Here is a 24857-nt window from a genome sequence, read left to right on the forward strand (position 1 = left end):
TTTAATTACTTCTTATTCATAATGGCTTCAGCCACGTTTCTTGGTGCTTCTGTGTAGTGCTTAAATTCCATGCTATAGCTTGCGCGACCTTGCGACAACGAACGCACAGTGGTTGAGTAACCAAACATTTCAGCCAATGGCACTTCAGCGCGCAACACTTTGCCTGTTGCATTATCTTCCATACCTTGAATCATACCGCGACGAGATGACAAGTCACCCATGATGTCGCCCATGTAATCTTCAGGCGTTTCAACTTCTACAGCCATCATAGGCTCTAGCAAGATTGGGTCTGCTTTACGCATACCATCTTTGAAACCGATTGAAGCTGCCATCTTAAAGGCGTTTTCGTTCGAGTCAACATCATGGTATGAACCATCAAACAATGTCACTTTAACGTCTACTACTGGGAAGCCAGCTAATACGCCTGACGGAATAGTCTCACGTAAACCTTTTTCAACAGCAGGAATAAACTCGCGCGGAACTGTACCGCCCTTAATTTGATCGATAAATTCAAAACCTTTACCTGGCTCATTTGGTTCAAGAATTAGCCACACATGACCATACTGACCTTTACCACCAGATTGTTTAACGAATTTACCTTCAACTTCAACCTTTTTCTTAATCGCTTCACGGTAAGCCACTTGCGGCGCACCAACGTTAGCTTCAACGTTAAATTCACGACGCATACGGTCTACTAGAATCTCAAGATGCAACTCACCCATACCAGAAATAATCGTTTGGTTTGTTTCTTCATCGGTTTTCACACGGAAAGATGGGTCTTCTTGCGCCAAGCGGTTTAAAGCAACACCCATTTTTTCTTGGTCAGCTTTTGTTTTTGGCTCAACAGCAACGTGAATCACTGGTTCCGGGAATATCATGCGCTCTAAAATGATTTCATCATTCAAGCTACATAAAGTATCACCTGTAGTCGCTTCTTTCAAACCAATAGCTGCAGCAATATCACCTGCACGAACCTCTGTTAGAGGCTCACGTGTATTTGCGTGCATTTGCACGATACGACCGATACGCTCTTTTTTACCCTTAATTGGGTTGTACACCGTGTCACCCGCGTTAATTACACCAGAATAAACGCGGAAGAAAATCAATTGGCCAACAAACGGGTCAGTCATGATTTTAAATGCCAACGCTGAGAATTTCTCATCATCAGAAGCTCTAAGGCGGATTTCATTACCTTCACCGTCTTCAGCTTTAGTTGGAGGAATATCTGTTGGAGCTGGCATCAACTCAACAACTTTATCCAACATGGCTTGAACACCTTTGTTTTTGAAAGCTGAACCACACACCATCGGTACAATTTCAAAGGCGATAGTACGCATACGCAAACCAGCCATGATGTCAGCTTCTGACAAATCACCTTCTTCAAGGTATTTATTCATCAACTCTTCAGTAGCTTCAGCTGCCGCTTCCACCATGTTTTCGCGCCATTTATCACATTCAGCTTTTAAGTCTGCTGGAATTTCACGGTAGTCAAACTTCATACCTTGTGAAGCATCATCCCAGTAGATAGCTTTCATCTTAATTAGATCAACAACGCCTTCGAATTTATCTTCCGCACCGATTGGCACTTGTAAAGGAATTGGATTTGCTTTTAGACGCGCACGCATTTGATCGTACACTTTAAAGAAGTTAGCACCAGCACGGTCCATTTTATTAACGAACGCTAAGCGAGGCACTTTGTATTTATTTGCTTGGCGCCATACAGTTTCAGACTGAGGTTGAACACCACCCACAGCACAATACACCATACATGCACCATCAAGCACACGCATTGAACGCTCTACTTCGATCGTAAAGTCAACGTGGCCTGGAGTATCAATAATATTAATACGGTGTTGATCAAATTGACCAGCCATACCTTTCCAGAAGCAAGTAGTTGCCGCTGAAGTAATAGTAATACCGCGCTCCTGCTCTTGCTCCATCCAGTCCATTGTTGCAGCACCATTGTGCACTTCACCAATTTTGTGGTTTACGCCTGTGTAAAACAAGATACGTTCAGTCGTTGTAGTTTTACCTGCATCAATGTGCGCAGAAATACCAATGTTACGATAGCGTTCAATAGGGGTTATACGAGCCACGGCTATTACCTTTACTTAAATATTATTGCTTAAATTCTTAAAGAGCGATGCAAATAGCCTAAGCACTTACTTAGGCCAAACAAACAACATTCAAATATTAGAATCTGAAATGTGAGAATGCTTTATTCGCTTCTGCCATACGGTGAACTTCTTCACGTTTTTTCATTGCTGAACCACGCCCTTCAGAAGCTTCAGTTAACTCAGCAGCTAAACGTAAGCCCATTGACTTCTCACCACGTTTACGCGCTGCATCACGCATCCAACGCATCGCCAAGGCACTACGACGGTTAGGACGCACTTCAACTGGCACCTGATAGTTAGCACCACCAACACGACGGCTTTTAACTTCCACTAATGGACGTAAGTTTGTTAATGCAAGGGTAAATACTTCCAAAGCATCTTTACCTGTTTTAGCAGTAATTTGATCAAACGCACCGTATAGAATACGCTCTGCAACAGATTTTTTACCACCTGTCATTAATACGTTTACAAATTTTGATACTTCTTGGCTTCCAAATTTTGGATCAGGAAGAATGTTGCGTTTGGGGACTTCTCTACGTCTTGGCATTATTTTCTCTATTCTATTAAATTAATTTTGCTAGCAAATACATTAGCAAGGCATCTCAGCCGCTTAAATGCATATCTTATGCGCAATACATTACGAACACATTACGCAAAGTAAATTACGCTGCTTTACCCGCTTTAGGACGTTTAGCACCGTATTTAGAACGTGATTGCTTACGGTCTTTAACACCGGCCGTATCCAAACTACCACGTACCATATGGTAACGCACACCCGGCAAATCTTTTACACGACCACCACGTAGCAATACCACGCTATGCTCTTGCAAGTTATGACCTTCACCGCCGATATAGCTAATCACTTCGTAGCCATTAGTCAAACGTACTTTTGCAACTTTACGTAAAGCTGAGTTCGGCTTTTTAGGTGTTGTTGTATAAACACGAGTACATACACCACGTTTTTGTGGACATGATTCAAGTGCTGGCACTTTACTTTTTGTGACCACTTTAGCGCGTGGTTTGCGTATTAACTGATTGATGGTTGGCATTGCCCTAATCCCTAATTTAAGTCATCTAAATTGATGTCTTCAAATATTACTTTTAAAATTTTGCAAAACAAATCAGGATAGCAATGTCATCGCTGACAATTTAGCTATCCTGAAAAACCCAACATTCTATTTAGCCTGACTTTTATTGTCAAGCCTTTAATTGTTTGATTTTATTCTGCTGCCGTTTCACTTACTACTTCTACCGCTGGAACTTCAGCTTCCGTAAATAATGCTTCAGCTGGAATTTCTTTAGCTGGAGCGCTGCCTGCTACCGCCGCACGCTTGCGCGCATCATGGTATGCCAAGCCCGTACCTGCTGGAATCAAGCGTCCAACAATCACGTTTTCTTTCAAGCCACGCAATTCATCACGTTTACCTAAAATAGCCGCTTCAGTTAACACACGTGTTGTTTCCTGGAACGAAGCCGCAGAGATAAATGAATCTGTAGATAATGATGCTTTAGTAATACCTAGCAACACATACTCAAATTCAGCTGGGCGTTTATTTTCAAGAACAACTTGCTCATTTTGCGACAATAGATCTGCGCGCTCAACTTGCTCACCCATGATGAAGGTTGTATCGCCAGCATCTGTCACACGTACACGACGTAGCATTTGGCGTACAATCACCTCAATATGCTTATCGTTAATCTTTACACCTTGTAAACGATAAACGTCTTGCACTTCATCGATAATATAACGTGCTAAAGCTTCACGACCTTGTAACCGCAAGATATCTTGCGGTTCAGCTGGGCCATCAACAATGCTCTCACCTTTAGTCACCACTTGGCCATCATGCGCCGTTACGTGTTTATCTTTAGGAATCAAGAACTCGCTGGTGATGCCATCTAAATCAGTAATCACTAAACGTTGTTTACCTTTAGTATCTTTACCGAACGACACTGTACCTGTCACTTCAGCTAACATACCTGCATCTTTTGGTGAACGTGCTTCAAACAACTCAGCGACGCGTGGAAGACCCCCAGTAATATCACGTGTTTTAGATGATTCTTGTGGAATACGTGCAATCACTTCACCAACGCCTACTGCTTGACCATCTTTAACAGTAATAATGCAACCCAATTGGAATGTCGTATTGACAGACTGCTCACTACCCGTAATTTTCACTTCAACGCCATTAGCATCCAGCAATTTAACTTGTGGACGCAGACCTTTAGTTTGGCCAGCACGTTGTTTAGGATCGATCACTACCAATGATGACAAACCTGTTACATCATCGATTTGCTTAGCAACGGTAATACCTTCTTCCACGTTTTCAAATTTAATTTGACCCGCGTACTCAGTAATAATTGGGCGGGTATGTGGATCCCAAGTTGCAATCGCTTGACCCGCTTTTACAGTTTTACCATCAGTAATTTGCAATGTTGCGCCGTATGGCACTTTATGACGCTCACGCTCACGACCGTTTTCATCAGCAATAATCACTTCACCATTACGTGAAATCACTACTTGCTCATTACGCGCATTCGTTACGTAACGCATCGTAGAAGTGAAGTTCAACACACCGTTAGACTTACCTTCAACTTGCGACACTGAAGCCGCACGTGATGCCGCACCACCAATATGGAACGTACGCATTGTCAACTGCGTACCAGGCTCACCGATTGATTGCGCCGCAATCACACCTACAGCTTCACCCATACTAATCAATTTGCCACGACCTAGGTCGCGTCCATAACATTTAGCACAGATGCCGTAACGCGTATCACAGGTAAGTGCAGTACGCACTTTCACTTCATCAATACCAAGCGCATCAAGGTGCTCAACTTCATCTTCACCCAATAATGTACCTGCTGGGTAAATCACTTCTTGCGTTTCTGGGTTAACTACATCAAGCGCAGCAGTACGACCTAAAATACGATCGTGCAACGGCTCAATTACTTCACCGCCTTTTACTAAGGCTTTAGTCACCAAACCATCACTAGTACCACAGTCAATTTCAGTCACGACTAAATCTTGCGTTACGTCCACTAGACGACGTGTTAAGTAACCAGAGTTCGCTGTTTTCAACGCAGTATCGGCTAGACCCTTACGAGCACCGTGGGTTGAAATAAAGTATTGCAATACGTTTAGACCATCACGGAAGTTCGCTTTAATTGGCGTTTCAATGATAGAACCATCTGGTTTAGCCATCAAACCACGCATACCAGCTAACTGACGAATCTGCGCTGCAGAACCACGCGCACCAGAGTCGGCCATCATGTAAATAGCATTGAATGATTCTTGACGTAGCACTTTACCTGCTTTGTCTTTCACTTGCTTGCCATCAGCGTCTAATACATCTTCTTCTTTAAGTTGCTTCATCATGGCATCAGCAACTTTATCACTTGCACGACCCCAAATATCCACCACTTTATTGTAACGCTCACCTTGAGTTACCAAGCCTGAAACGTACTGATCTTCAATTTCTTTCACTTCAGATTCAGCAGCAGCAATCAACCCGCCTTTTTCTTTTGGTACTAACATATCGTTAATACTGATAGAGATACCAGCTTTAGTTGCGTATGAGTAACCAGCATCTTTAAGCTTATCAGCGAATATAACTGTTTCGCGGATACCCACCTTACGGAATGAAGCATTGATTAATTTAGAAATTTCTTTCTTTTTCAATGCCTTATCTAGATTGCTATAAGCTAAACCAGCAGGTAGAATTTGTGACAATAATGCACGGCCTACCGTTGTTTCGTAACGATTGATTTTTTCAGTTTTAACGCCGTCTAAATCTAGCTCGTATTCTTTAATACGCACGGTAACTTTGGCATGAAGGTCAATTAAGCCTTGGTCATACACACGTTGCACTTCTTTAACATCAGCAAAGCGCATGCCTTCACCGCGAGCGGCTACTCTTTCACGCGTCATGTAATAAAGACCCAACACGATATCTTGTGACGGCACAATAATTGGTTCACCGTTTGCTGGAGACAACACGTTGTTTGAAGCCAACATTAAAGTACGTGCTTCCATTTGCGCTTCTAAGCTCAATGGAACGTGAACAGCCATTTGGTCACCATCGAAGTCGGCGTTGAATGCCGCGCAAACTAATGGGTGCAATTGAATCGCTTTACCTTCGATCAAGATCGGCTCAAAAGCTTGAATACCTAAACGGTGCAATGTAGGTGCACGGTTAAGTAATACTGGATGCTCGCGGATAACATCCTCGAGAATATCCCAAACTTCTGGTCCTTCTTCTTCTACTTTTTTCTTCGCAGCTTTAATCGTTGTTGCAATACCTAACACTTCCAATTTATGGAAAATGAATGGTTTGAACAATTCCAAAGCCATTTTCTTAGGTAAACCACATTGGTGCAATTTCAGTTGTGGACCAACCACAATTACTGAACGACCTGAGTAATCCACACGTTTACCCAACAAGTTCTGACGGAAACGACCGCCTTTACCTTTAATCATGTCAGCCAATGATTTCAATGGACGCTTGTTAGCACCAGTCATCACTTTGCCGCGACGACCGTTATCTAATAGTGAATCCACCGCTTCTTGCAACATACGTTTTTCATTACGTACGATAATTTCAGGTGCTTTTAACTCTAACAAACGTTTTAAGCGGTTGTTACGGTTAATCACGCGACGATATAAATCGTTCAAATCAGACGTTGCAAATCGTCCACCATCCAATGGTACTAATGGACGTAATTCTGGTGGCAATACCGGCAAGATTTCAAGAATCATCCACTCTGGCTTAATACCAGATTTTTGGAACGCTTCTAGTACTTTCAAGCGTTTTGCAATTTTCTTGATTTTTGCTTCAGAGCCTGTTGCGCCCAGATCTTGACGTAATTGAACCACTTCACGCTCAATATCCATTGTACGTAATAACTCACGCACCGCTTCTGCACCCATGACAGCATTGAATTCGTCGCCGTATTCTTCAACTTTTGCCAAGTAGTCATCTTCAGTTAACAACTGACCGCGTGTAAGCGGCGTCATGCCTGGATCCACTACGATAAATGCTTCAAAGTACAATACGCGCTCAATATCACGTAAAGCAATATCCAACACCATACCTAAACGGCTTGGTAATGACTTCAAGAACCAAATATGCGCTACTGGTGATGCTAGGTCAATATGACCCATACGCTCACGACGCACTTTTGACAATGTCACTTCAACGCCACATTTTTCACAAATTACACCGCGATGTTTTAAGCGTTTGTATTTACCGCATAGGCACTCGTAATCTTTTATCGGGCCAAAGATTTTTGCACAGAACAAGCCATCACGCTCAGGCTTGAATGTACGGTAGTTGATAGTTTCTGGCTTTTTAACTTCGCCATATGACCATGAACGGATTTTTTCAGGTGAAGCGAGTGCGATCTTAATAGCATCGAACTCTTCTTCTTGGGTAACTTGCTTAAATAAGTCTAATAGAGCTTTCAAGTCTGTTCTCCTTACAATGCGCCCACTTGAGGGCGCATGTATATAAATTAATTGCGGTCTAGGTCAATGTCGATAGCAAGTGAACGAATTTCTTTCACTAACACGTTGAATGATTCCGGCATACCAGCATCAATTTTGTGTTCGCCTTTAACAATATTTTCATATACTTTTGTACGGCCAGTCACGTCATCAGACTTCACTGTCAGCATTTCTTGCAATGTATATGAAGCACCATAAGCTTCAAGCGCCCAAACCTCCATCTCACCGAAACGCTGACCACCGAATTGAGCTTTACCGCCCAATGGTTGTTGCGTAACAAGAGAATACGGACCTGTTGAACGTGCATGCATTTTGTCATCCACCAAGTGATGCAATTTCAATACGTGCATATAACCAACTGTCACTGGACGTTCAAATGCATCACCAGTACGACCATCAAACAATGTTACTTGTGTTTTACCAGCATGGAATTGCAACTGTTTTGTACGTGCTGCATCATCAGGGTAAGCTAAATCAAGCATCGCTTTAATATCAGATTCTGCCGCACCATCAAACACTGGCGTTGCAAAAGGCACACCGTTTGTTAAGTTGCGTGCAAGCTCTAATACTTCAGTGTCAGTAAACGAATTGATGTCTTCTTTTTTACCTGTGCTGTCGTTGTAGATTTGCTCAAGGAACTTGCGAATTTCAGCCACTTTAGCTTCTTCACGCAACATTTCATCAATACGCAAACCTAGACCTTTAGCAGCCCAACCCAAGTGAACCTCTAAAATCTGACCGATGTTCATACGTGAAGGAACGCCTAGCGGGTTCAACACGATGTCCATTGGTGTACCATCCGCCATGTGCGGCATATCTTCAATTGGGCAGATTTTTGAAATAACACCCTTGTTACCGTGACGACCAGCCATTTTATCACCAGGCTGAATGCGACGTTTAACAGCTAAATACACTTTAACCATTTTTTGTACGCCAGCTGGCAACTCATCGCCTTGCGTTAATTTACGTTTTTTCTCTTCAAACTTGCTGTCAAAGTTAACACGCGCTTGTGCCAAACTGTCTTTTAACTGCTCTAATTGACGCGCTGTTTCTTCGTCAGTTAAGCGAATATCAAACCAGTCATAGCGACCTACTGATGCCAAGTACTCAGCAGTTAAAGTATCGCCTTTTTTCAGTTTGTTAGGACCGCCAGTGGCAGTTTTACCTTCAATCAAACGACGGATACGACCGAATGCATCGTCTTCAACAATACGCATTTGGTCAGCTAAGTCTTGTTTGTAATGCGTTAGCTGATCATCGATAATTTGTTGTGCACGTGAATCACGCTCTAAACCTTCACGGGTAAATACTTGTACGTCAATCACTGTACCGCTCATGCCTGAAGGCACGCGCAATGAAGTATCTTTAACGTCAGATGCTTTTTCACCGAAAATAGCGCGTAACAACTTCTCTTCTGGTGTCAGTTGCGTTTCACCTTTTGGTGTCACTTTACCAACAAGTACATCACCCGCTTCAACATCAGCACCAATATAGATAATACCCACTTCATCTAAACGACCTAACATACGCTCGCTTAGGTTTGAAATATCCTGTGTAATCTCTTCAGCACCAAGTTTCGTATCGCGAGCAACAACAGTTAACTCTTCAATGTGAATTGAAGTGTAACGATCATCAGCCACAACGCGCTCAGAAATCAAAATCGAGTCTTCGTAGTTATAACCGTTCCAAGGCATAAAGCCTACTAACATGTTTTGACCTAAAGCCAATTCACCCATATCCGTAGAAGCACCATCCGCAATCACATCACCACGCGCCAATTTATCGCCTACGCGAACTAAAGGACGTTGGTTAATGTTTGTGTTTTGGTTTGAACGCGTATATTTAGTTAAGTTGTAAATATCTACACCAACTTCACCATCTTTTGCTTCGTCATCGTTGACACGAACCACAATACGGCCTGAATCAACGTAATCCACTAAACCGCCACGACGTGCTTGCACTGTAGTACCAGAGTCAACCGCAACCGTACGTTCAATACCCGTACCAACCACGGCTTTTTCAGCACGTAGACATGGCACTGCTTGACGCTGCATGTTGGCACCCATCAATGCGCGGTTCGCATCATCGTGTTCCAAGAATGGAATCAATGAAGCCGCAACAGATACAATTTGACCTGGCGCAACGTCCATATATTGAACGCGGTCTGGCTGAGTCATTGTGAACTCGTTGTGATGACGTGATGAAACCAAGTCTTCAACAAACATGTTCTTAGTATCTAAGTCTGTATTCGCTTGCGCGATCATGTACTGACTTTCTTCAATCGCTGAAAGATAGTCAATGGTGTCAGATACTTTATTGCCTTCAACACGGCGATACGGTGTTTCTAAGAAACCGTATTCGTTAGTACGTGCGTACAGAGCTAAAGAGTTAATCAAACCAATGTTTGGACCCTCTGGCGTTTCAATTGGACACATACGGCCATAGTGAGTAGAGTGAACGTCGCGCACTTCGAAACCTGCGCGTTCACGTGTCAAACCGCCTGGGCCTAATGCAGAAATACGACGTTTATGCGTAATTTCAGACAATGGATTGGTTTGATCCATAAATTGTGACAATTGGCTTGAACCAAAGAATTCACGAATCGCGCTAGACACTGGTTTAGCGTTAATCAAGTCATGTGGCATTAAGTTATCCGACTCAGCTTGTGACAAACGCTCTTTAACAGCGCGTTCTACACGAACCAAACCTGTGCGGAATTGATTCTCTGCCAACTCACCAACTGAACGAATACGACGATTACCTAAATGGTCAATATCATCAATCTCGCCGCGGCCATTGCGTAACTCAAGCAACACGCCGATAACAGCAAGAATATCGTCATTTGAAAGGATATAAGCACCTTCAGCACCACGTGGGCCTACAGTCTCGTAGAACTTGCGCATCCAGTTTGATTGACGGTCTTCCGCTTTCTCTGGGAATGCGCGACGGTTAAACTTCATACGACCAACACGTGACAAGTCATAACGATCTTCATTGAAGAATAAACCGTTAAATAAAGCTTCAACTGAATCTTCAGTTGGTGGCTCGCCTGGGCGCATCATGCGGTAAATCGCAACACGTGCGCTGTATTGGTCAGGAATTTCATCAATACGTAATGTTTGAGAGATATAGTCGCCGTGGTCTAAATCATTAGAATAGAGCGTGTTAATTTCGCCTACTTTTGCGTCGACTAATTTCTCTAACAACGATTCTGTAATTTCATCATTGGCATTCGCAACGATTTCACCAGTTTCTTTATCGACAATATTTTTACCAATCGCACGACCTAGAATAAAGTCTTGTGGCACAGCAATTTTGCTTACACCAGCTTTTTCCATATCACGGATATGTTTTACGGTAATACGTTTGTCTTTAGCAACTAATACTTCACCATCTTTAGCGACGATGTCGAACTTAGCAACTTCGCCACGTAGGCGATCTGGTACTAATGTGAACTCAACACCTTTTGCACTGACGTGGAATGTATCGAAATCAAAGAATGTAGCAATAATTTGCTCTGGTGTGTAACCAAGTGCTTTAAGCAAAATGGTCACTGGCATTTTACGGCGACGATCAATACGGAAATACAAGTAGTCTTTAGGATCAAACTCGAAATCTAACCATGAGCCACGGTAAGGAATAATACGTGCCGAGAATAACAATTTGCCTGAGCTATGCGTTTTACCACGGTCATGCTCAAAGAACACGCCTGGGCTACGATGCAATTGAGAAACAATCACACGCTCAGTACCGTTAATCACAAACGAGCCATTCTCCGTCATCAAAGGCAATTCGCCCATGTAAACTTCTTGCTCTTTCACTTCTTTAACCGTTGGTTTAGAAGCTTCTTTGTCCATAATGGTCAAACGGACTTTTACGCGCAAAGGTGCAGCGTAAGTTAAACCACGCTGTTGACACTCTTTTACATCAAAAGGCTCAGCACCTAATTGATAACTTACGTAATCTAAACGTGCGTTACCTGAATGGCTGATGATAGGGAAAACTGAAGCGAAAGTTGACTGTAAACCATCTTCTGTACGCTTATCTGCTGGAATTTCTGCTTGTAAGAATGCTTTATATGACTCTAACTGCATTGCAAGCAAGTATGGAATTTCTTGAACACTTTCGCGCTTGGCGAAACTTTTACGAAGGCGCTTCTTTTCGGTGAAGGAATAGCTCATTGCATCTCCTATTGTTTGAGGGCAGAAATTAAAATACTTGTTATAGAGTTGAATCTAAAACGTTGAAAGTATTTTTATTTCTAACTTCATGTTAAGTACGAAATTTAATTACATTTTGTTACATTTTTTACGCAGCTAGAAACGGCGAAGGCTGACGGTTTCCCGTCAGCCTAAATCACACTAAAACAAAGTGATTACTTAATTTCGCCAGTTGCACCAGCTTCAATCAATTTTTTCAATGCTGCATCAGCATCAGCTTTGTTTACGCCTTCTTTAACAGCTTTTGGTGCGCCATCAACTAAGTCTTTAGCTTCTTTCAAACCTAAACCAGTTAATTCACGAACAGCTTTAATTGCGCTAACTTTTTGTTCGCCAGCCGTTAAAATAAACACTGTGAATTCAGTTTGCTCAGCTGCTGCTGCTGCTGGAGCACCTGCAGCACCAGCTGCTACAGCTACCGCTGCTGCTGATACGCCAAATTTTTCTTCGATTTCTTTAATAAATGCTGTCAAATCTAAAACTGACATACTGCCTACTGCATCTAAAATTTCTGCATTTGTAATAGCCATTTTGAATATTTCCTATAATTTAATAATGTAGTTAAATGAATTAAGCTGCTTCTTTAGCATCACGAATTGCCGCCATCGCGCGAGCGAATTTGGTTGGCACTTCGTTGAGCGTACGAGCAAACTTAGCAAGCAATTCATCACGACTTAGTGTAGATGCTAAGGCTTGTACGCCAGCAACATCCATTAACTGATTCGGAATAGCACCCGCTTTAATCACGAACTTGTCGTTAGTTTTTGCAAAATTGTTCAACACTTTAGCCGCAGCAACTGGGTCTGATGAAATACCAAACACCAATGGGCCAATCATGCTGTCTGCTAATGCTGAAAATGCTGTGCCTTCAACTGCACGGCGTACTAATGAGTTTTTCAACACACGTAGATACACGCCTGATTTTCTAGCATCTGCACGTAATACAGTCATGTCAGCCACGCCCATACCACGATATTCAGCAAGAACAATTGCTTGAGCTTCCGCAACTTGCGCGCTTACTTCAGCAACTACTGCTTTTTTCTCTGTAAGATTTAGACTCAAGGTCTTCTCCTTCCGTTAAAATCTCTGCCTAAATAATAAAATTAAAGAATAATAAAGTTATTACTAAAACAGAATCTGCTCTTAGTATCAGAAACACTAAAAACCATTTTACGGCGATCATTCACTAGGAGATACTTTTCCTGTTTAGGGATGCGCCATCTGCGTAGGGTTTAGCAAATTTAAAGCAGAGGTTAAAGCGCATATACTCACACCAGCACTTCTTCACCCACTTATAAACCACTGACATTAAGCCCTTTCGGACACCTACGGTCTTTGATAACCTCATTGATTCGTCAAGTTAATTAACTAATCAATGAGCCCAAAGCCCTTTGCGATTGGACTTAGCTTAGCAAGTCCAATCATCATTCTTTATTAAGCTACTAAACTTGCTTGATCTACACGTACACCAGCACCCATAGTACTAGAAATAGATAATTTCTTAAGGTAAACACCTTTTGTTGAAGTTGGTTTTGCTTTATTTAAAGCATCAACCAAAGCTAACAAGTTACCTTGCAACTGCTCAACGGTGAAAGAAGCACGGCCGATTGTACAGTGGATAATACCGCCCTTATCTGTACGGTATTGCACTTGACCAGCTTTTGCATTCTTAACAGCAGTAGCAGCATCAGGTGTCACAGTACCTACTTTTGGATTTGGCATTAAACCACGTGGGCCTAAGATTTGACCTAAAGCACCCACAATACGCATAGCATCTGGTGTTGCGATAACAATGTCAAAATCCATTACACCAGCTTTAACTTGTTCAGCTAAGTCTTCAAAACCAACAATATCAGCACCAGCCGCTTTAGCCGCTTCAGCTTGCGCACCTTGTGCAAATACTGCAACGCGCGTTGTTTTACCTGTACCGTTAGGCAATACTAAAGCACCACGAACCAATTGGTCAGATTTACGTGCATCAATACCTAGATTCACAACAGCATCAATTGACTCATTGAATTTTGCAGTTGCATTTTCTTTAACAATAGTTAAACCATCAGCCACTGGATAAAGTTTATTACGGTCTACTTTTGCACGTAGTGCATCAATTCTTTTAGCCATGTTATACACCCTCCACTTCAATACCCATACTACGTGCGCTACCTGCAATAGTACGCACCGCAGCATCCATATCTGACGCTGTTAAGTCAGGCATTTTTGTAGTTGCAATGTCTTCAGCTTGTTTGCGAGTAATTTTACCCACTTTATTAGTATGTGGTGTAGGTGAACCTTTAGTGATATTCGCAGCTTTTTTGATCAGAATAGTCGCCGGAGGCGTTTTCATCACAAAAGTGAAGCTCTTATCAGCAAACGCTGTAATCACTACTGGAATTGGCAAGCCTGGCTCTACGCCTTGCGTTGCAGCATTAAATGCCTTACAAAATTCCATAATATTCAAACCGCGTTGACCCAATGCTGGACCGACTGGTGGACTTGGGTTGGCTTTACCTGCAGGGATCTGCAGTTTAATGTAGCCAATGACTTTCTTTGCCATGGTATAACTCCTAAAATGGGTAATATCGCTAAATTACTTTAGCTCCCCGTTAAACATAACTACTTAAATACTACTTCTTATTAAATCCAGGCCTGACTAAACTTCTTTTTCGATTTGACTGAACTCAAGTTCAACTGGTGTTGAGCGTCCAAAGATTACAACAGACACATGTAACTTACTTTTCTCGTAGTTAACATCTTCAACGTTGCCAGAGAAGTCTTTAAATGGACCATCAACAATACGCACTGACTCGCCTTTTTCAAAGGTAAGTTTTTGCGTAGGATTACTTTTACTATCATCAATGCGCTGCAAGATGATATCCACTTCTTTGTCTTTGATTGGGGTAGGCTTTTGCGCACTGCCCCCAATAAACGCGGTGACACGTGGAGTGCTTTTAACCAGATGCCAGCTTTCGTCAGTCATCGCCATTTGCACTAGCACATAACCTGGGTAAAGCTTGCGCTCAGAGATGGTTTTTTGACCAGCCTTCATCTCAATCACTTCTTCGATTGGAACTAGAATCTGACCAAATTGCTCTTGTAGGCCAGTGCGAACGATGCGCTCTTCTAAACCTTTTTGTACTGACTTCTCAAAACCTGAGAAAGCTTGCACCGCGTACCATTTCATACTCATTACGCGCCCCGTCCCATTAACCACTGCACCATAAATGCAAATCCGATATCAACCACCGCTAAGAATGCAGCCATAATCACCACTAACACAAACACCACTAAAGTAGTTTGCGTTGTTTCTTTACGTGTTGGCCACACCACTTTACGCGCTTCAGCTACAGCCTCACCGATAAAGACTAGTGACTGCTGACCAATAGGTGTTGTCCATAGCACTGCAATAGAAGCACCTAAGCCAGCAAGTACTGCGAGTATGCGCAACACGGTAGCTTTATCTGCCAGCAGGTAAAATCCTGCAATGCCTGCAGCGAGTAGCAAAAATGCCACCAACAACTTAATTTTGTTGATCATAATTTACTTAATTAGCGTTACTTAAATAATGTTTAAAACATCACTTCAAATTTGGCAGGCCAAGAGGGTGTCGAACCCCCAACCCTCGGTTTTGGAGACCGATACTCTACCAATTGAGCTATTGGCCTGTAGTTTAGGCTTAACGCCTCACAACTTAAAAAGCTACGCTGGGTTGTTAGCGTAGCTTTTTATTTAAAACTTCTTACTATTCAATAATTTTAGCAACAACACCAGCACCCACAGTACGACCACCTTCACGGATAGCGAAGCGTAAGCCTTCTTCCATCGCGATTGGGGAGATCAATGTGACTACGATTGATACGTTATCACCTGGCATCACCATTTCTGTGCCTTCTGGCAATTCTACTGCACCCGTTACGTCTGTGGTACGGAAGTAGAATTGTGGACGGTAACCTTGGAAGAATGGTGTGTGACGACCACCTTCATCTTTACCTAGCACGTAGATTTCTGCTGTGAATTTTGTGTGTGGTTTGATTGAGCCTGATTTAGCTAATACTTGACCACGTTCGATGTCTTCACGTTTTGTACCACGTAGTAATACACCTACGTTATCACCAGCCATACCTTGGTCTAGTAGTTTACGGAACATTTCAACACCAGTACAGGTGGTTTTTACGGTTGGTTTTAGACCAACAATTTCAATTTCATCACCGACTTTTACAATACCACGTTCGATACGGCCTGTTACTACAGTACCACGACCTGAGATTGAGAATACGTCTTCAACTGGCATGAGGAATGTACCGTCAATGGCGCGTTCTGGCATTGGGATGTAGGTATCTAATGCTTCTGCCAGGCGGAAGATTGATGGCTCGCCGATTTCTGTTTGGTCGCCTTCTAATGCTGCACGTGCTGAGCCTGTGATGATTGGTGTATCGTCACCAGGGAAGTCGTATTTGCTTAGCAAGTCACGCACTTCCATTTCAACGAGTTCTAATAGTTCAGCATCGTCTACTAAGTCTGCTTTGTTTAGGTATACAACAATGTATGGAACACCCACTTGACGTGCTAATAGGATGTGTTCACGGGTTTGTGGCATAGGACCATCAGCGGCTGAACATACTAAGATCGCGCCATCCATTTGTGCTGCACCGGTAATCATGTTTTTAACATAGTCAGCATGGCCTGGACAGTCTACGTGTGCGTAGTGGCGGTTTGCTGTTTCGTATTCAACGTGGGCTGTATTAATGGTAATACCACGTGCTTTTTCTTCTGGTGCTGCATCAATTTGATCGTAGGCTTTTGCTTCGCCACCGAATTTTTTAGACAGGATTGTGGTAATCGCTGCTGTTAGTGTTGTTTTACCATGGTCAACGTGGCCAATTGTGCCTACGTTAACGTGCGGCTTGGTCCGCTCAAATTTACCTTTTGCCATTGCTTCAGTCCTTTACAATATTTTATTAACTATAAGTTTTATTAGAATTAACAAAACTTGTTCAAATTAAACTTACCTAAATCAAATTGATACAACTTTAAATTTTCAATATATCACTTGGTGCCCATGGCGGGAATCGGACCCGCGACCTCTCCCTTACCAAGGGAGTGCTCTACCACTGAGCCACATGGGCGCTTATTCTGCGTACCCAGTCTTTGGAGCGGGCGACGAGACTCGAACTCGCGACATTCAGTTTGGAAAACTGAAGCTCTACCAACTGAGCTACACCCGCGCATCCATCTTAACCAGCGCCAACAGGCTCAAACTATATACAGCTACTACTTTTGCACAATCGGTGTGTTACAAACTTTGGTGGAGGGGGAAGGATTCGAACCTTCGTACTCTGAGAGAACGGATTTACAGTCCGTCGCCTTTAACCACTCGGCCACCCCTCCAAACCGAACCCGCGATTATGCTGAAAATTTGACTGACTGTCAAATTGTATAAAAGGGTAAACGTTTAAGAATTTGGTGCCGGATGTCGGAATCGAACTGACGACCTTCGCATTACAAGTGCGCTGCTCTACCAACTGAGCTAATCCGGCGTTTATTTGAGTTGCGTATTATACTGATATTTTTAAAAAAGTAACCTACTTTACGATAGTTAATGTAGGTTTTTTATTTTTTATTGCATTTTTATCTTCAGAAGGCTGCGCTTGGCCATCTGATGCTTCATTTTTACCCGCAAAAACTGAAACATCTTCTACTTCAAAGAACATCCCCTGACCATTTTCACGTGCAAAAATACCTTTTACTGCGTGCATAGGCACATAGAGATTTTGCGAAACACCACCAAATCTTGCTGAAAAGCTAATCGCTTCATTGTCTATCAGCAAGTCTTTGGTCGCCGTGTAATTAACATTCAATACAATTTCACCATTTTTAACATACGCCACAGGTACGCGGGTGTGACTATCTACCGCGACTAGTAAGTGCGGCGCGCAGCCATTATCCATACACCATTCGTGTATAGCACGCACCATATAGGGTTTAGTTGAGGTGAAATTAGCCATTGAATATACTATTATTTACGCATCGCTTTTTCTGAAGGCGTCATTGCATCTGAGTACAATGGTCTTGAGAATAAACGCTCTGCATATTTTAATATTGGTGCAGCTTGGTTTTGCAAGTCAATGCCGTAGTGACCCAAACGCCACAATAATGGCGTTACCGCAACATCCAACATTGAGTAATCATCACCCAACAAATAATTCTGTTTAGAGAAAATCGGCACTAGCTGCGTCAAATTATCACGAATAGTAATACGTGCTTTATCTGCTTTTTCATCATCGCCAGACTCAATGTCTTTAATATGATCAAATAACTCTTTTTCAAAGTTATATAAAAACAATCTTGCACGCGCACGCATCACTGGATCTGGCGGCATCAACTGCGGATGCGGGAAACGCTCATCAATATATTCATTGATAATATTAGCTTCCGACAACACCAAATCACGCTCAACCAAGACTGGCACTTGGTTGTATGGGTTAATTACGGCCAAATCTTCTGGTTTGTTTGCGAGATCAACATCGATTACTTGGAAATCCATGCCCTTCTCAAACAAAACAATACGGCAGCGGTGGCTATAGGGATCAGTTGTCCCCGAGTATAAGGTCATCATATTTAGTGTATATCTTTCCAATAAGCTTTTTTGAGTTTGTAAGTAAGTACCAACAACACTCCTAAAAACAGTAGTACAAACCAGCCCAAATGATTGCGCTGTTGCCTGCCAGGTTCGGCCATAAAGGCCATATAGTTGGTTAAGTCACCAATTAAAGTGTTGTATTCTTCCGTGCTGAGCTTACCTGGCTTAGTTAGCGTAAGCTCATGCGTCTCATGATTAAAGGCTTGCTCGCCCTGCAGCTCATAAAGCACGTGCGGCATTGCCACTTTATCGTACACCACGTTATTCCAACCTGTTGGACGCGCATCATCGCGATAGAAGCTACGCAGATAGGTATAAACCCAATCGGCGCCGCGCGCGCGCACTTCTACCGACAAATCTGGTGGCGCAACGCCTAGCCATACTTTAGCCTCTTTTTTATTCATAGAGACCTTCATGGTATCGCCAACTTTTTCACCCGCAAAAAGTAAATTATCTTTAATTTGCTTTTCCGTTAAACCGATCTCTTGTAACCGGTTATAACGCATAAAGCTTGCACTATGACAATTCAAACAACTATTGATGAAAGTACGCGCACCGCGTTGCAAAGAGTCGTGATTAGACGCATCTATCGGCGCCTGATCTAAATGCACGCTTTCATTAGCAACTGCTAGCTGCGTTAACAATAAGCTTGGAATCAAGGCTAGAGCCAATAAAGATTTTTTCATTATATTTTTAATTTTCATGATATTACCCCGTTACTCTTTCTGGCACTGGCAAGGTTTTATCTCGTTTTGTGTACCACGGCATAAGCAAGAAGAAAGCAAAGTAAACGACGGTAAAGATACGTGCGACTACCGTAGCAATATCCGCTTTACCTAACCAAGCACCAAACTGACCAAACTTATCGGCAGGCACTGTGCCCAAATAACCCAGCACTAAAAAGCTCACAACAAAGGCAAAAAGCCATTTTTTGTAAAGCGTGCCGCGATAACGAATTGACTTGACTGCACCTCTATCCAACCAAGGTAAGAAGGCAAACACAACTACTGACAGACCCATTGCAACAACGCCTGGAAACTGTGAAACACCAATTGGCGGCACTGCACGTAATATTGAATAATACGGCGTGAAATACCAAGTAGGTGCGATATGTGAAGGCGTTACTAGCGGATTAGCTGGCACAAAATTATTAGCTTCTAAGAAGTAGCCGCCCACTTCAGGTGCGAAGAAAATAATAGCCGAAAATACGATTAAGAACACCACTACACCGACCATATCTTTAACAGTATAGTAAGGATGGAATGGAATGCCATCTAATGGAATACCAGTTTTTTTGTCTTTCGTTTTTTTAATCTCAACGCCATCAGGATTATTTGAACCCACTTCATGTAACGCAATTAAATGCGCTGTAACCAAACCCAGCAATACTAAAGGCAATGCAATCACGTGGAATGCAAAAAAGCGGTTTAAGGTAGCATCACCCACTAGATAATCACCACGCAACCACTCCATTAAGTCAGGCCCAATCAATGGTACCGTACCAAACAAACTAGTAATTACTTGTGCACCCCAGTAAGACATTTGACCCCAAGGTAATAGGTAACCAAAAAATGCCTCGCCCATTAACGCCAAGAAAATACCCATACCGAATAACCAAATAAGCTCGCGCGGATTACGATACGAACTGTAAATAATACCGCGGAACATATGCAAATAAATCACCACAAAGAACATTGAAGCGCCTGTAGAGTGCATGTAACGGATCACGTAACCCCAAGGCACGTCGCGCATAATGTATTCTACTGATGCAAAAGCCACTGATGGATTACCTAAAATACCATCAAGCGGTGAAGCATCCGGCTTGTAATGCATCGTTAAAAAGATACCAGTGACAATTTGAATCACCAACACCAACATTGCTAGCGAGCCAAAGAAATACCAAAAATTGAAGTTTTTTGGCGCGTAATACTCGGTCAAATGCGCTTTTACATTGCTAGTAAGTGGAAAACGCTCATCCACCCAATTAACAGTGTTTTCTATAGCGCCAGCTAATACTGATTTTTTTTCTGTTACAGATTTATTCGTCATGATTTAAGCCTTCCCTTCAGGATCGACACCGATAAGCAACGTAGTTTCAGTTAAATAATGATACTTTGGCACCACCAAATTGGTTGGTGCAGGCGAACCTTGAAACACGCGTCCAGCTAGATCAAACTTAGAACCATGGCACGGACAAACAAAACCGCCATCCCAATCTGGCGTCACATCAAAACGTGAGTTTGGAGAACAGCCCAAGTGCGTACAAGTACCCAACATCACCGCATATTCAGCCTTAATTGCACGATCATTCTCTTTGCAATAATCTGGCTGCTGAGGCACTTCAGATTTAGGGTCTTTTAACTGCGCATCATGGTGAGCAAGCTTTTCAAGCATTTCTTTAGTGCGATGGATAATCCATACTGGCTGACCGCGATATTCCGCGACCATCATTTCACCCGGCGCAACTTTAGCAATATCGACCTCAACTGGCGCACCTGCAGCTTTAGCGCGTTCGCTAGGCGTCATACTTTTAACAAATGGCACAGCAGCAGCAGCGCAACCTAGCGCACCAACAGCAGAAGTGGCAATTAAAAATTTACGTTTTTCTAAATCTACTGAAGTACTAGCTGGTTCTGACTGCGAACCAGCTTGATGCTTGTCACTGTGATTGTCTGACATGATTTCCTCGGCTACTGATTATGAATTCTTGCCTTTTGGGGGCCAACATCAATCCGCTTAACTATATTTTTACATTAAAAAAATTAGAAGCTCAAAAATACGACGCAATTATAAAGGCTGCGATTATACAATTCTTTACAAGCTAATTAAAGCTTTATTTTATAAGTGACTGAAATAAAACAACTAAACTGGATTTTTTATATCTATAAACTCGTGCATTAAATTAAATTTCTCAGCTAAATGCTGACCTAATGCTTGAACACCATAACGTTCTGTTACATGATGCCCCGCAGAAATATATGACACACCCGACTCAATCGATTGATGCGTGGTTTGTTCAGAAATTTCACCGCTAATATACACATCCACATCTACCTCAATCGCGGCATCAATGTATCCCTGCGCAGCACCTGTACACCAAGCTACTTTCTGCACTATTTTCTGAGGGTCGCCTATTACCAATGGTGTACGCTGCAAAGTTGATTCAATTTGTGCCGCAAACACTGCTAGCGTGACAGGCTTAACCAACGCGCCATAAGCCATGAGTTTAGATTCTCCAGCAAAACCACTAGGTGTAATTCCCAACACTTGCCCAAGCTGCACATTGTTACCAAACTCAGCATGCGCATCTAGTGGCAAATGATATGCCATTAAGTTCAAGTCATTTTTTAACAAAAACGCTAATCGACTGCGCTTAATACCAACCACTCGAGGATCTTCATTACGCCAAAAATAACCATGATGCACTAAAATCAAATCAGCATCTGCTTGTTTTGCTGCTTCGAGTAGCGCCATGCTAGCCGTCACACCTGTGACTATTTTTCTAATTTCTGGTCGCCCCTCTACCTGCAAACCATTAGGACAGTAGTCTTTGAAGCGCTCAACCTGCATAAGTTCTTGGGTATAATGAAGTAACTCATTCAGTTTTACCATTTTTACGACCTTTTTATCACATCACTCTTGAATATTCGCTAGAATAGCCTGATATTAGATTGCGTACATGACATTACTCAAACAAACGCAACATTAACTTCAAATGGATACAATCATCATTTTAATGAACGCGGCTTTTCTATCATTACTCTAACCATTACAAAATGCCATCACCAAAATGAATAATCAACTACATAAAAAATTATGGCTCATTTTTGCTCAAACAGTCACAGTTTGTTTGGCGCTAATTTTTGTACTGCGGCTTTTTTTCCCAAGTTTGTTGGAAAACATGCTGGCCAAACCCAATAATACCTTATTGGTAAAGCAAGCTGAACCTAATAATGGCAGCAGTTTAGCTAGCTCTTATAGTCTAGCTGTGAAAAAAGCGATGCCATCTGTAGTCAATATTTTCACTAGTAAAAAGGCGCCAGAAAACCCACATCAGAAATATTTAGACGACCCAGCTTTTCGTCAGTTTTTTGGCGACCAACTGGATGACCCTGATGCTCAGACTCAACCTGAGAATAGCCTTGGATCTGGCGTTATCGTCAGCGAACAAGGTTTAATTTTAACAAATAACCATGTGGTAGCCGCAGCAGATGAAATCGAAATTGCACTTGCAGATGGCCGTAAAATGTCCGCCAAGGTAGTTGGCACAGACCCAGACACCGATTTAGCTTTAATTAAAATTGAAGCCGATAATTTACCAGCAATCACTTTTGCCAGTTCAGACCAACTAAGTGTTGGTGATGTTGTTTTAGCCATTGGCAACCCTTTTGGCGTTGGTCAAACAGTAACGCAAGGTATTATTAGCGCGCTTGGTCGCAACCATTTGGGCATTAATACTTTTGAAAATTTTATTCAAACTGACGCTTCAATTAACCCAGGCAACTCAGGTGGCGCCTTAATTGATGCTGAGGGTAACCTAGTGGGCATTAACAGTGCCATATACTCTCGTAGCGGCGGGTCTATGGGTATCGGCTTCGCTATTCCAGCAACCTTGGCGCGCCAAGTCATGGATCAAATTGTCAGCCAAGGTAATGTGACTAGGGGTTGGATAGGTATTGAGGCGCAAGACATTACCCCTGAGCTTGCCGAATCATTCAAACTACAGGCGGCGGAAGGTGCATTAATCGCTGGCGTACTGAAGAATAGTCCTGCAGAAAAAGCTGGGCTTCGCGCGGGTGATATTTTATTGACGATTGACAACAAACCGATTGCTGACACGAGCAACATGTTGAATTTAATTGCTGCACTCCAGCCCAATCAAAAGGCGACATTCAAAATCGCAAGAGCAGAACAAAGACTGAGCATCGCCGTACTGATTGGCAAGCGCCCGAAGCCTGCTTTATTGAAGGAGTAAGCGATTAACCCCACTCTTTGCTCTAAGCCAGCAGCCTTATGATTTTGGTGGCAGTATAGCCTGTGTTGGAGCTTGCTTAGTGAATGACGCCACAATTAAGCCAAGCTCAAATAGCATCCAGATTGGCATAGCTAACATAAACTGAGAAATAATATCTGGAGGGGTGAATATCGCGCCAATGATAAACGCAGCAACCACCACATACCCACGCGCCTCTTTAAGCTGAGCGACAGTTAACCAACCAAAACGCACAGTCATCACCACGGCGATTGGCACTTGAAACGCTAGACCAAAAGCAAAAAATAGAGTTAAGACAAAATCTAAGTAGTTGCTAATATCAGTCATCACCGCAACACCTTTTGGCGCCGAACCTACAATGAAGCCAAACACTACGGGAAACACCGCAAAATAGGCAAATGCCATGCCCGATAAAAATAGCAGGCTACTGGCAATAATCATTGGAATCATGAATTTCTTTTCATGAGAATAAAGACCAGGTGCTATAAATGACCAAACTTGATACATGGTATGCGGTAATGAAACAATAAATGCTGCCATCATGGCCACTTTCATCGGCACAAAGAATGGCGTGGTAACTGCTGTAGCTATCATTTGGCCACCTGCAGGCAGCTTACTGAGCAATGGTGCTGCTAACAGCGCGTAAATCTTATTGGCAAATGGGAAAAATCCGATGAAGACGACAATAAAGCCCAGCACGATACGTAATAAGCGGTCGCGCAACTCAATTAGGTGTGAAATGAAGTTATCTGTAGGGGTCACTAGGGTTTATTCTGTAGTTGGGACTTTTTTAGTGCGGGTTCTTTTGGCTTTAGGTTTTGTATCTATAGATGTCACATCTATAGACTCTACCTCTGGCGCTTTCGGATGACTAGCCTCTAATTTAAACTCAGAAACCTCCTTAGAAACCGCCCCTATGCTATTTTGCACGCTTGATTCAATCGTCTCTTTGGTTTTAGTGACCGTTTCTTGAATCTCTTGCTGCAATTGTTGCAGCTCCTGAAAACGTACCTCTCGGTTCACTTCTTCTTTCACTTGCGCCACATATCTTTGCATGCGACCAGCAAGCGCACCCAGCGTACGCGCCACCTTAGGCAGCTTTTCTGGGCCGATGACAATCAAAGCCACCACTGCAATAACGATTAACTCTGAGAAGGAAACATCAAACATATCCGTTATTGCTTAGTTTTGCTCGTGACTTCACCTTCGATAGTATTACTAGTCTCTTTGCTATCAGCAACCTTATCATCATGCATCGCTTTTTTGAACTCATTGACCGCGCCGCCCACATCACCGCCAATATTTTTAAGCTTTTTAGTACCAAATACCAATACCACGATCAACAATACAATTAACCAATGCCAAATGCTAAATGAACCCATGATAA

General features: G+C 42.6%; 22 protein-coding genes and 5 tRNA genes. 1 reads left to right on the forward strand and 26 read right to left on the reverse strand.

All coding sequences use genetic code 11. From position 1 onward, the window contains the following. Positions 1-5: 5 nt before the first annotated feature. The 23 genes from fusA to PSU78_RS08225 all read right to left on the reverse strand — a co-directional run bounded on the left by fusA (position 6) and on the right by PSU78_RS08225 (position 22089). Positions 6-2096 (reverse strand): elongation factor G, encoded by a 2091-nt coding sequence (fusA, locus tag PSU78_RS08115; protein ID WP_300386887.1) that lies wholly within the window; start codon positions 2094-2096, stop codon positions 6-8. 97 nt (positions 2097-2193) lie between these two features. Next, positions 2194-2664, reverse strand: a complete 471-nt coding sequence (gene rpsG, locus PSU78_RS08120; protein WP_292841752.1) for a 30S ribosomal protein S7 — start codon at positions 2662-2664, stop codon at positions 2194-2196. 115 nt (positions 2665-2779) lie between these two features. Continuing rightward, positions 2780-3166, reverse strand: a complete 387-nt coding sequence (gene rpsL / locus PSU78_RS08125; RefSeq protein ID WP_013147035.1) for a 30S ribosomal protein S12 — start codon at positions 3164-3166, stop codon at positions 2780-2782. A gap of 170 nt (positions 3167-3336) precedes the next feature. Beyond that, positions 3337-7581 carry a DNA-directed RNA polymerase subunit beta' gene (gene rpoC, locus PSU78_RS08130; RefSeq protein ID WP_300386891.1) on the reverse strand — a complete coding sequence of 1415 codons (4245 nt, stop codon included), beginning with the start codon at positions 7579-7581 and terminating at the stop codon, positions 3337-3339. A gap of 47 nt (positions 7582-7628) precedes the next feature. Continuing rightward, positions 7629-11801: a DNA-directed RNA polymerase subunit beta gene (rpoB, locus tag PSU78_RS08135; RefSeq protein ID WP_300386893.1), complete on the reverse strand. Its 4173-nt coding sequence runs from the start codon at positions 11799-11801 to the stop codon at positions 7629-7631. 194 nt (positions 11802-11995) lie between these two features. Then, positions 11996-12370 (reverse strand): 50S ribosomal protein L7/L12, encoded by a 375-nt coding sequence (gene rplL / locus PSU78_RS08140; protein ID WP_300386895.1) that lies wholly within the window; start codon positions 12368-12370, stop codon positions 11996-11998. 40 nt (positions 12371-12410) lie between these two features. Further along, complete coding sequence (gene rplJ / locus PSU78_RS08145) at positions 12411-12902, reverse strand: 50S ribosomal protein L10 (RefSeq protein WP_300386897.1); 492 nt, start codon at positions 12900-12902, stop codon at positions 12411-12413. Between the two features lie 372 nt (positions 12903-13274). Further along, a complete protein-coding gene (gene rplA, locus PSU78_RS08150; protein WP_300386899.1) occupies positions 13275-13961 on the reverse strand; it encodes a 50S ribosomal protein L1 in 687 nt (228 codons plus the stop codon). A gap of 1 nt (position 13962) precedes the next feature. Next, a complete protein-coding gene (gene rplK / locus PSU78_RS08155; RefSeq protein WP_300386901.1) occupies positions 13963-14394 on the reverse strand; it encodes a 50S ribosomal protein L11 in 432 nt (143 codons plus the stop codon). A gap of 96 nt (positions 14395-14490) precedes the next feature. Further along, on the reverse strand, positions 14491-15027 hold the full coding sequence (gene nusG / locus PSU78_RS08160) for a transcription termination/antitermination protein NusG (RefSeq protein WP_013147028.1): 537 nt from the start codon (positions 15025-15027) through the stop codon (positions 14491-14493). Then, positions 15027-15374, reverse strand: a complete 348-nt coding sequence (gene secE, locus PSU78_RS08165) for a preprotein translocase subunit SecE (protein ID WP_300386903.1) — start codon at positions 15372-15374, stop codon at positions 15027-15029. The genes nusG and secE overlap by 1 nt, the downstream gene beginning before the upstream one ends. A gap of 52 nt (positions 15375-15426) precedes the next feature. Continuing rightward, positions 15427-15502: transfer RNA gene (locus PSU78_RS08170), tRNA-Trp, on the reverse strand. 77 nt (positions 15503-15579) lie between these two features. Further along, on the reverse strand, positions 15580-16770 hold the full coding sequence (gene tuf, locus PSU78_RS08175; RefSeq protein ID WP_300386885.1) for an elongation factor Tu: 1191 nt from the start codon (positions 16768-16770) through the stop codon (positions 15580-15582). Between the two features lie 118 nt (positions 16771-16888). Further along, positions 16889-16963, reverse strand: a tRNA-Thr gene (locus PSU78_RS08180). A gap of 23 nt (positions 16964-16986) precedes the next feature. Beyond that, a tRNA-Gly gene (locus PSU78_RS08185) sits at positions 16987-17062 on the reverse strand. A 78-nt stretch (positions 17063-17140) separates the two neighbouring features. Further along, positions 17141-17225: transfer RNA gene (locus PSU78_RS08190), tRNA-Tyr, on the reverse strand. 73 nt (positions 17226-17298) lie between these two features. Beyond that, positions 17299-17374, reverse strand: a tRNA-Thr gene (locus tag PSU78_RS08195). 45 nt (positions 17375-17419) lie between these two features. Further along, entirely contained in the window at positions 17420-17842 is a 423-nt protein-coding gene (locus PSU78_RS08200; protein WP_300386905.1) for a ClpXP protease specificity-enhancing factor, read from the reverse strand. Positions 17843-17853: 11 nt separating this feature from the next. Beyond that, on the reverse strand, positions 17854-18453 hold the full coding sequence (locus PSU78_RS08205) for a glutathione S-transferase N-terminal domain-containing protein (RefSeq protein WP_013147024.1): 600 nt from the start codon (positions 18451-18453) through the stop codon (positions 17854-17856). Positions 18454-18455: 2 nt separating this feature from the next. Beyond that, positions 18456-19163, reverse strand: coding sequence for a cytochrome c1 (locus PSU78_RS08210; RefSeq protein WP_300386908.1), 708 nt, complete (start codon positions 19161-19163; stop codon positions 18456-18458). A 22-nt stretch (positions 19164-19185) separates the two neighbouring features. After that, positions 19186-20526 (reverse strand): cytochrome b N-terminal domain-containing protein, encoded by a 1341-nt coding sequence (locus PSU78_RS08215; RefSeq protein ID WP_300386910.1) that lies wholly within the window; start codon positions 20524-20526, stop codon positions 19186-19188. A gap of 3 nt (positions 20527-20529) precedes the next feature. Further along, positions 20530-21156 carry a ubiquinol-cytochrome c reductase iron-sulfur subunit gene (gene petA / locus PSU78_RS08220; RefSeq protein WP_300386912.1) on the reverse strand — a complete coding sequence of 209 codons (627 nt, stop codon included), beginning with the start codon at positions 21154-21156 and terminating at the stop codon, positions 20530-20532. Between the two features lie 183 nt (positions 21157-21339). After that, the gene (locus tag PSU78_RS08225; protein WP_300386914.1) at positions 21340-22089 is read right to left on the reverse strand and encodes a Nif3-like dinuclear metal center hexameric protein; all 750 of its coding nucleotides are present in this window, start codon (positions 22087-22089) and stop codon (positions 21340-21342) included. A gap of 178 nt (positions 22090-22267) precedes the next feature. Here PSU78_RS08225 and PSU78_RS08230 point away from each other — a divergent pair, with 178 nt between their 5' ends. After that, on the forward strand, positions 22268-23452 hold the full coding sequence (locus tag PSU78_RS08230; protein WP_300386916.1) for a Do family serine endopeptidase: 1185 nt from the start codon (positions 22268-22270) through the stop codon (positions 23450-23452). A 36-nt stretch (positions 23453-23488) separates the two neighbouring features. On the opposite strand, the gene tatC is transcribed toward PSU78_RS08230, so the two are convergent. From tatC to tatA, 3 genes are read right to left on the reverse strand one after another with little or no spacing between them, the layout of a single operon-like run. After that, the gene (gene tatC / locus PSU78_RS08235) at positions 23489-24232 is read right to left on the reverse strand and encodes a twin-arginine translocase subunit TatC (RefSeq protein WP_300386918.1); all 744 of its coding nucleotides are present in this window, start codon (positions 24230-24232) and stop codon (positions 23489-23491) included. 6 nt (positions 24233-24238) lie between these two features. Next, complete coding sequence (tatB, locus tag PSU78_RS08240; RefSeq protein WP_300386920.1) at positions 24239-24640, reverse strand: Sec-independent protein translocase protein TatB; 402 nt, start codon at positions 24638-24640, stop codon at positions 24239-24241. A gap of 5 nt (positions 24641-24645) precedes the next feature. Next, positions 24646-24852, reverse strand: a complete 207-nt coding sequence (tatA, locus tag PSU78_RS08245; RefSeq protein ID WP_300386922.1) for a Sec-independent protein translocase subunit TatA — start codon at positions 24850-24852, stop codon at positions 24646-24648. Between the last annotated feature and the right edge of the window lie 5 nt (positions 24853-24857).

The sequence above is a fragment of the Methylotenera sp. genome (assembly GCF_029945705.1).
Lineage (GTDB): Bacteria > Pseudomonadota > Gammaproteobacteria > Burkholderiales > Methylophilaceae > Methylotenera.

Excerpts from the sequence above, each read along its gene's own strand:
- rpsG (WP_292841752.1), bottom strand. The coding sequence starts at position 2,664 with ATGCCAAGACGTAGAGAAGTCCCCAAACGCAACATTCTTCCTGATCCA.
- rpsL (WP_013147035.1), bottom strand. The coding sequence starts at position 3,166 with ATGCCAACCATCAATCAGTTAATACGCAAACCACGCGCTAAAGTGGTC.
- rpoB (WP_300386893.1), bottom strand. The coding sequence starts at position 11,801 with ATGAGCTATTCCTTCACCGAAAAGAAGCGCCTTCGTAAAAGTTTCGCC.
- rplL (WP_300386895.1), bottom strand. The coding sequence starts at position 12,370 with ATGGCTATTACAAATGCAGAAATTTTAGATGCAGTAGGCAGTATGTCA.
- rplA (WP_300386899.1), bottom strand. The coding sequence starts at position 13,961 with ATGGCTAAAAGAATTGATGCACTACGTGCAAAAGTAGACCGTAATAAA.
- rplK (WP_300386901.1), bottom strand. The coding sequence starts at position 14,394 with ATGGCAAAGAAAGTCATTGGCTACATTAAACTGCAGATCCCTGCAGGT.
- nusG (WP_013147028.1), bottom strand. The coding sequence starts at position 15,027 with ATGAGTATGAAATGGTACGCGGTGCAAGCTTTCTCAGGTTTTGAGAAG.
- secE (WP_300386903.1), bottom strand. The coding sequence starts at position 15,374 with ATGATCAACAAAATTAAGTTGTTGGTGGCATTTTTGCTACTCGCTGCA.
- tuf (WP_300386885.1), bottom strand. The coding sequence starts at position 16,770 with ATGGCAAAAGGTAAATTTGAGCGGACCAAGCCGCACGTTAACGTAGGC.
- PSU78_RS08200 (WP_300386905.1), bottom strand. The coding sequence starts at position 17,842 with ATGGCTAATTTCACCTCAACTAAACCCTATATGGTGCGTGCTATACAC.
- PSU78_RS08205 (WP_013147024.1), bottom strand. The coding sequence starts at position 18,453 with ATGATGACCTTATACTCGGGGACAACTGATCCCTATAGCCACCGCTGC.
- PSU78_RS08210 (WP_300386908.1), bottom strand. The coding sequence starts at position 19,163 with ATGAAAAAATCTTTATTGGCTCTAGCCTTGATTCCAAGCTTATTGTTA.
- PSU78_RS08215 (WP_300386910.1), bottom strand. The coding sequence starts at position 20,526 with ATGACGAATAAATCTGTAACAGAAAAAAAATCAGTATTAGCTGGCGCT.
- petA (WP_300386912.1), bottom strand. The coding sequence starts at position 21,156 with ATGTCAGACAATCACAGTGACAAGCATCAAGCTGGTTCGCAGTCAGAA.
- PSU78_RS08225 (WP_300386914.1), bottom strand. The coding sequence starts at position 22,089 with ATGGTAAAACTGAATGAGTTACTTCATTATACCCAAGAACTTATGCAG.
- PSU78_RS08230 (WP_300386916.1), top strand. The coding sequence starts at position 22,268 with ATGAATAATCAACTACATAAAAAATTATGGCTCATTTTTGCTCAAACA.
- tatB (WP_300386920.1), bottom strand. The coding sequence starts at position 24,640 with ATGTTTGATGTTTCCTTCTCAGAGTTAATCGTTATTGCAGTGGTGGCT.
- tatA (WP_300386922.1), bottom strand. The coding sequence starts at position 24,852 with ATGGGTTCATTTAGCATTTGGCATTGGTTAATTGTATTGTTGATCGTG.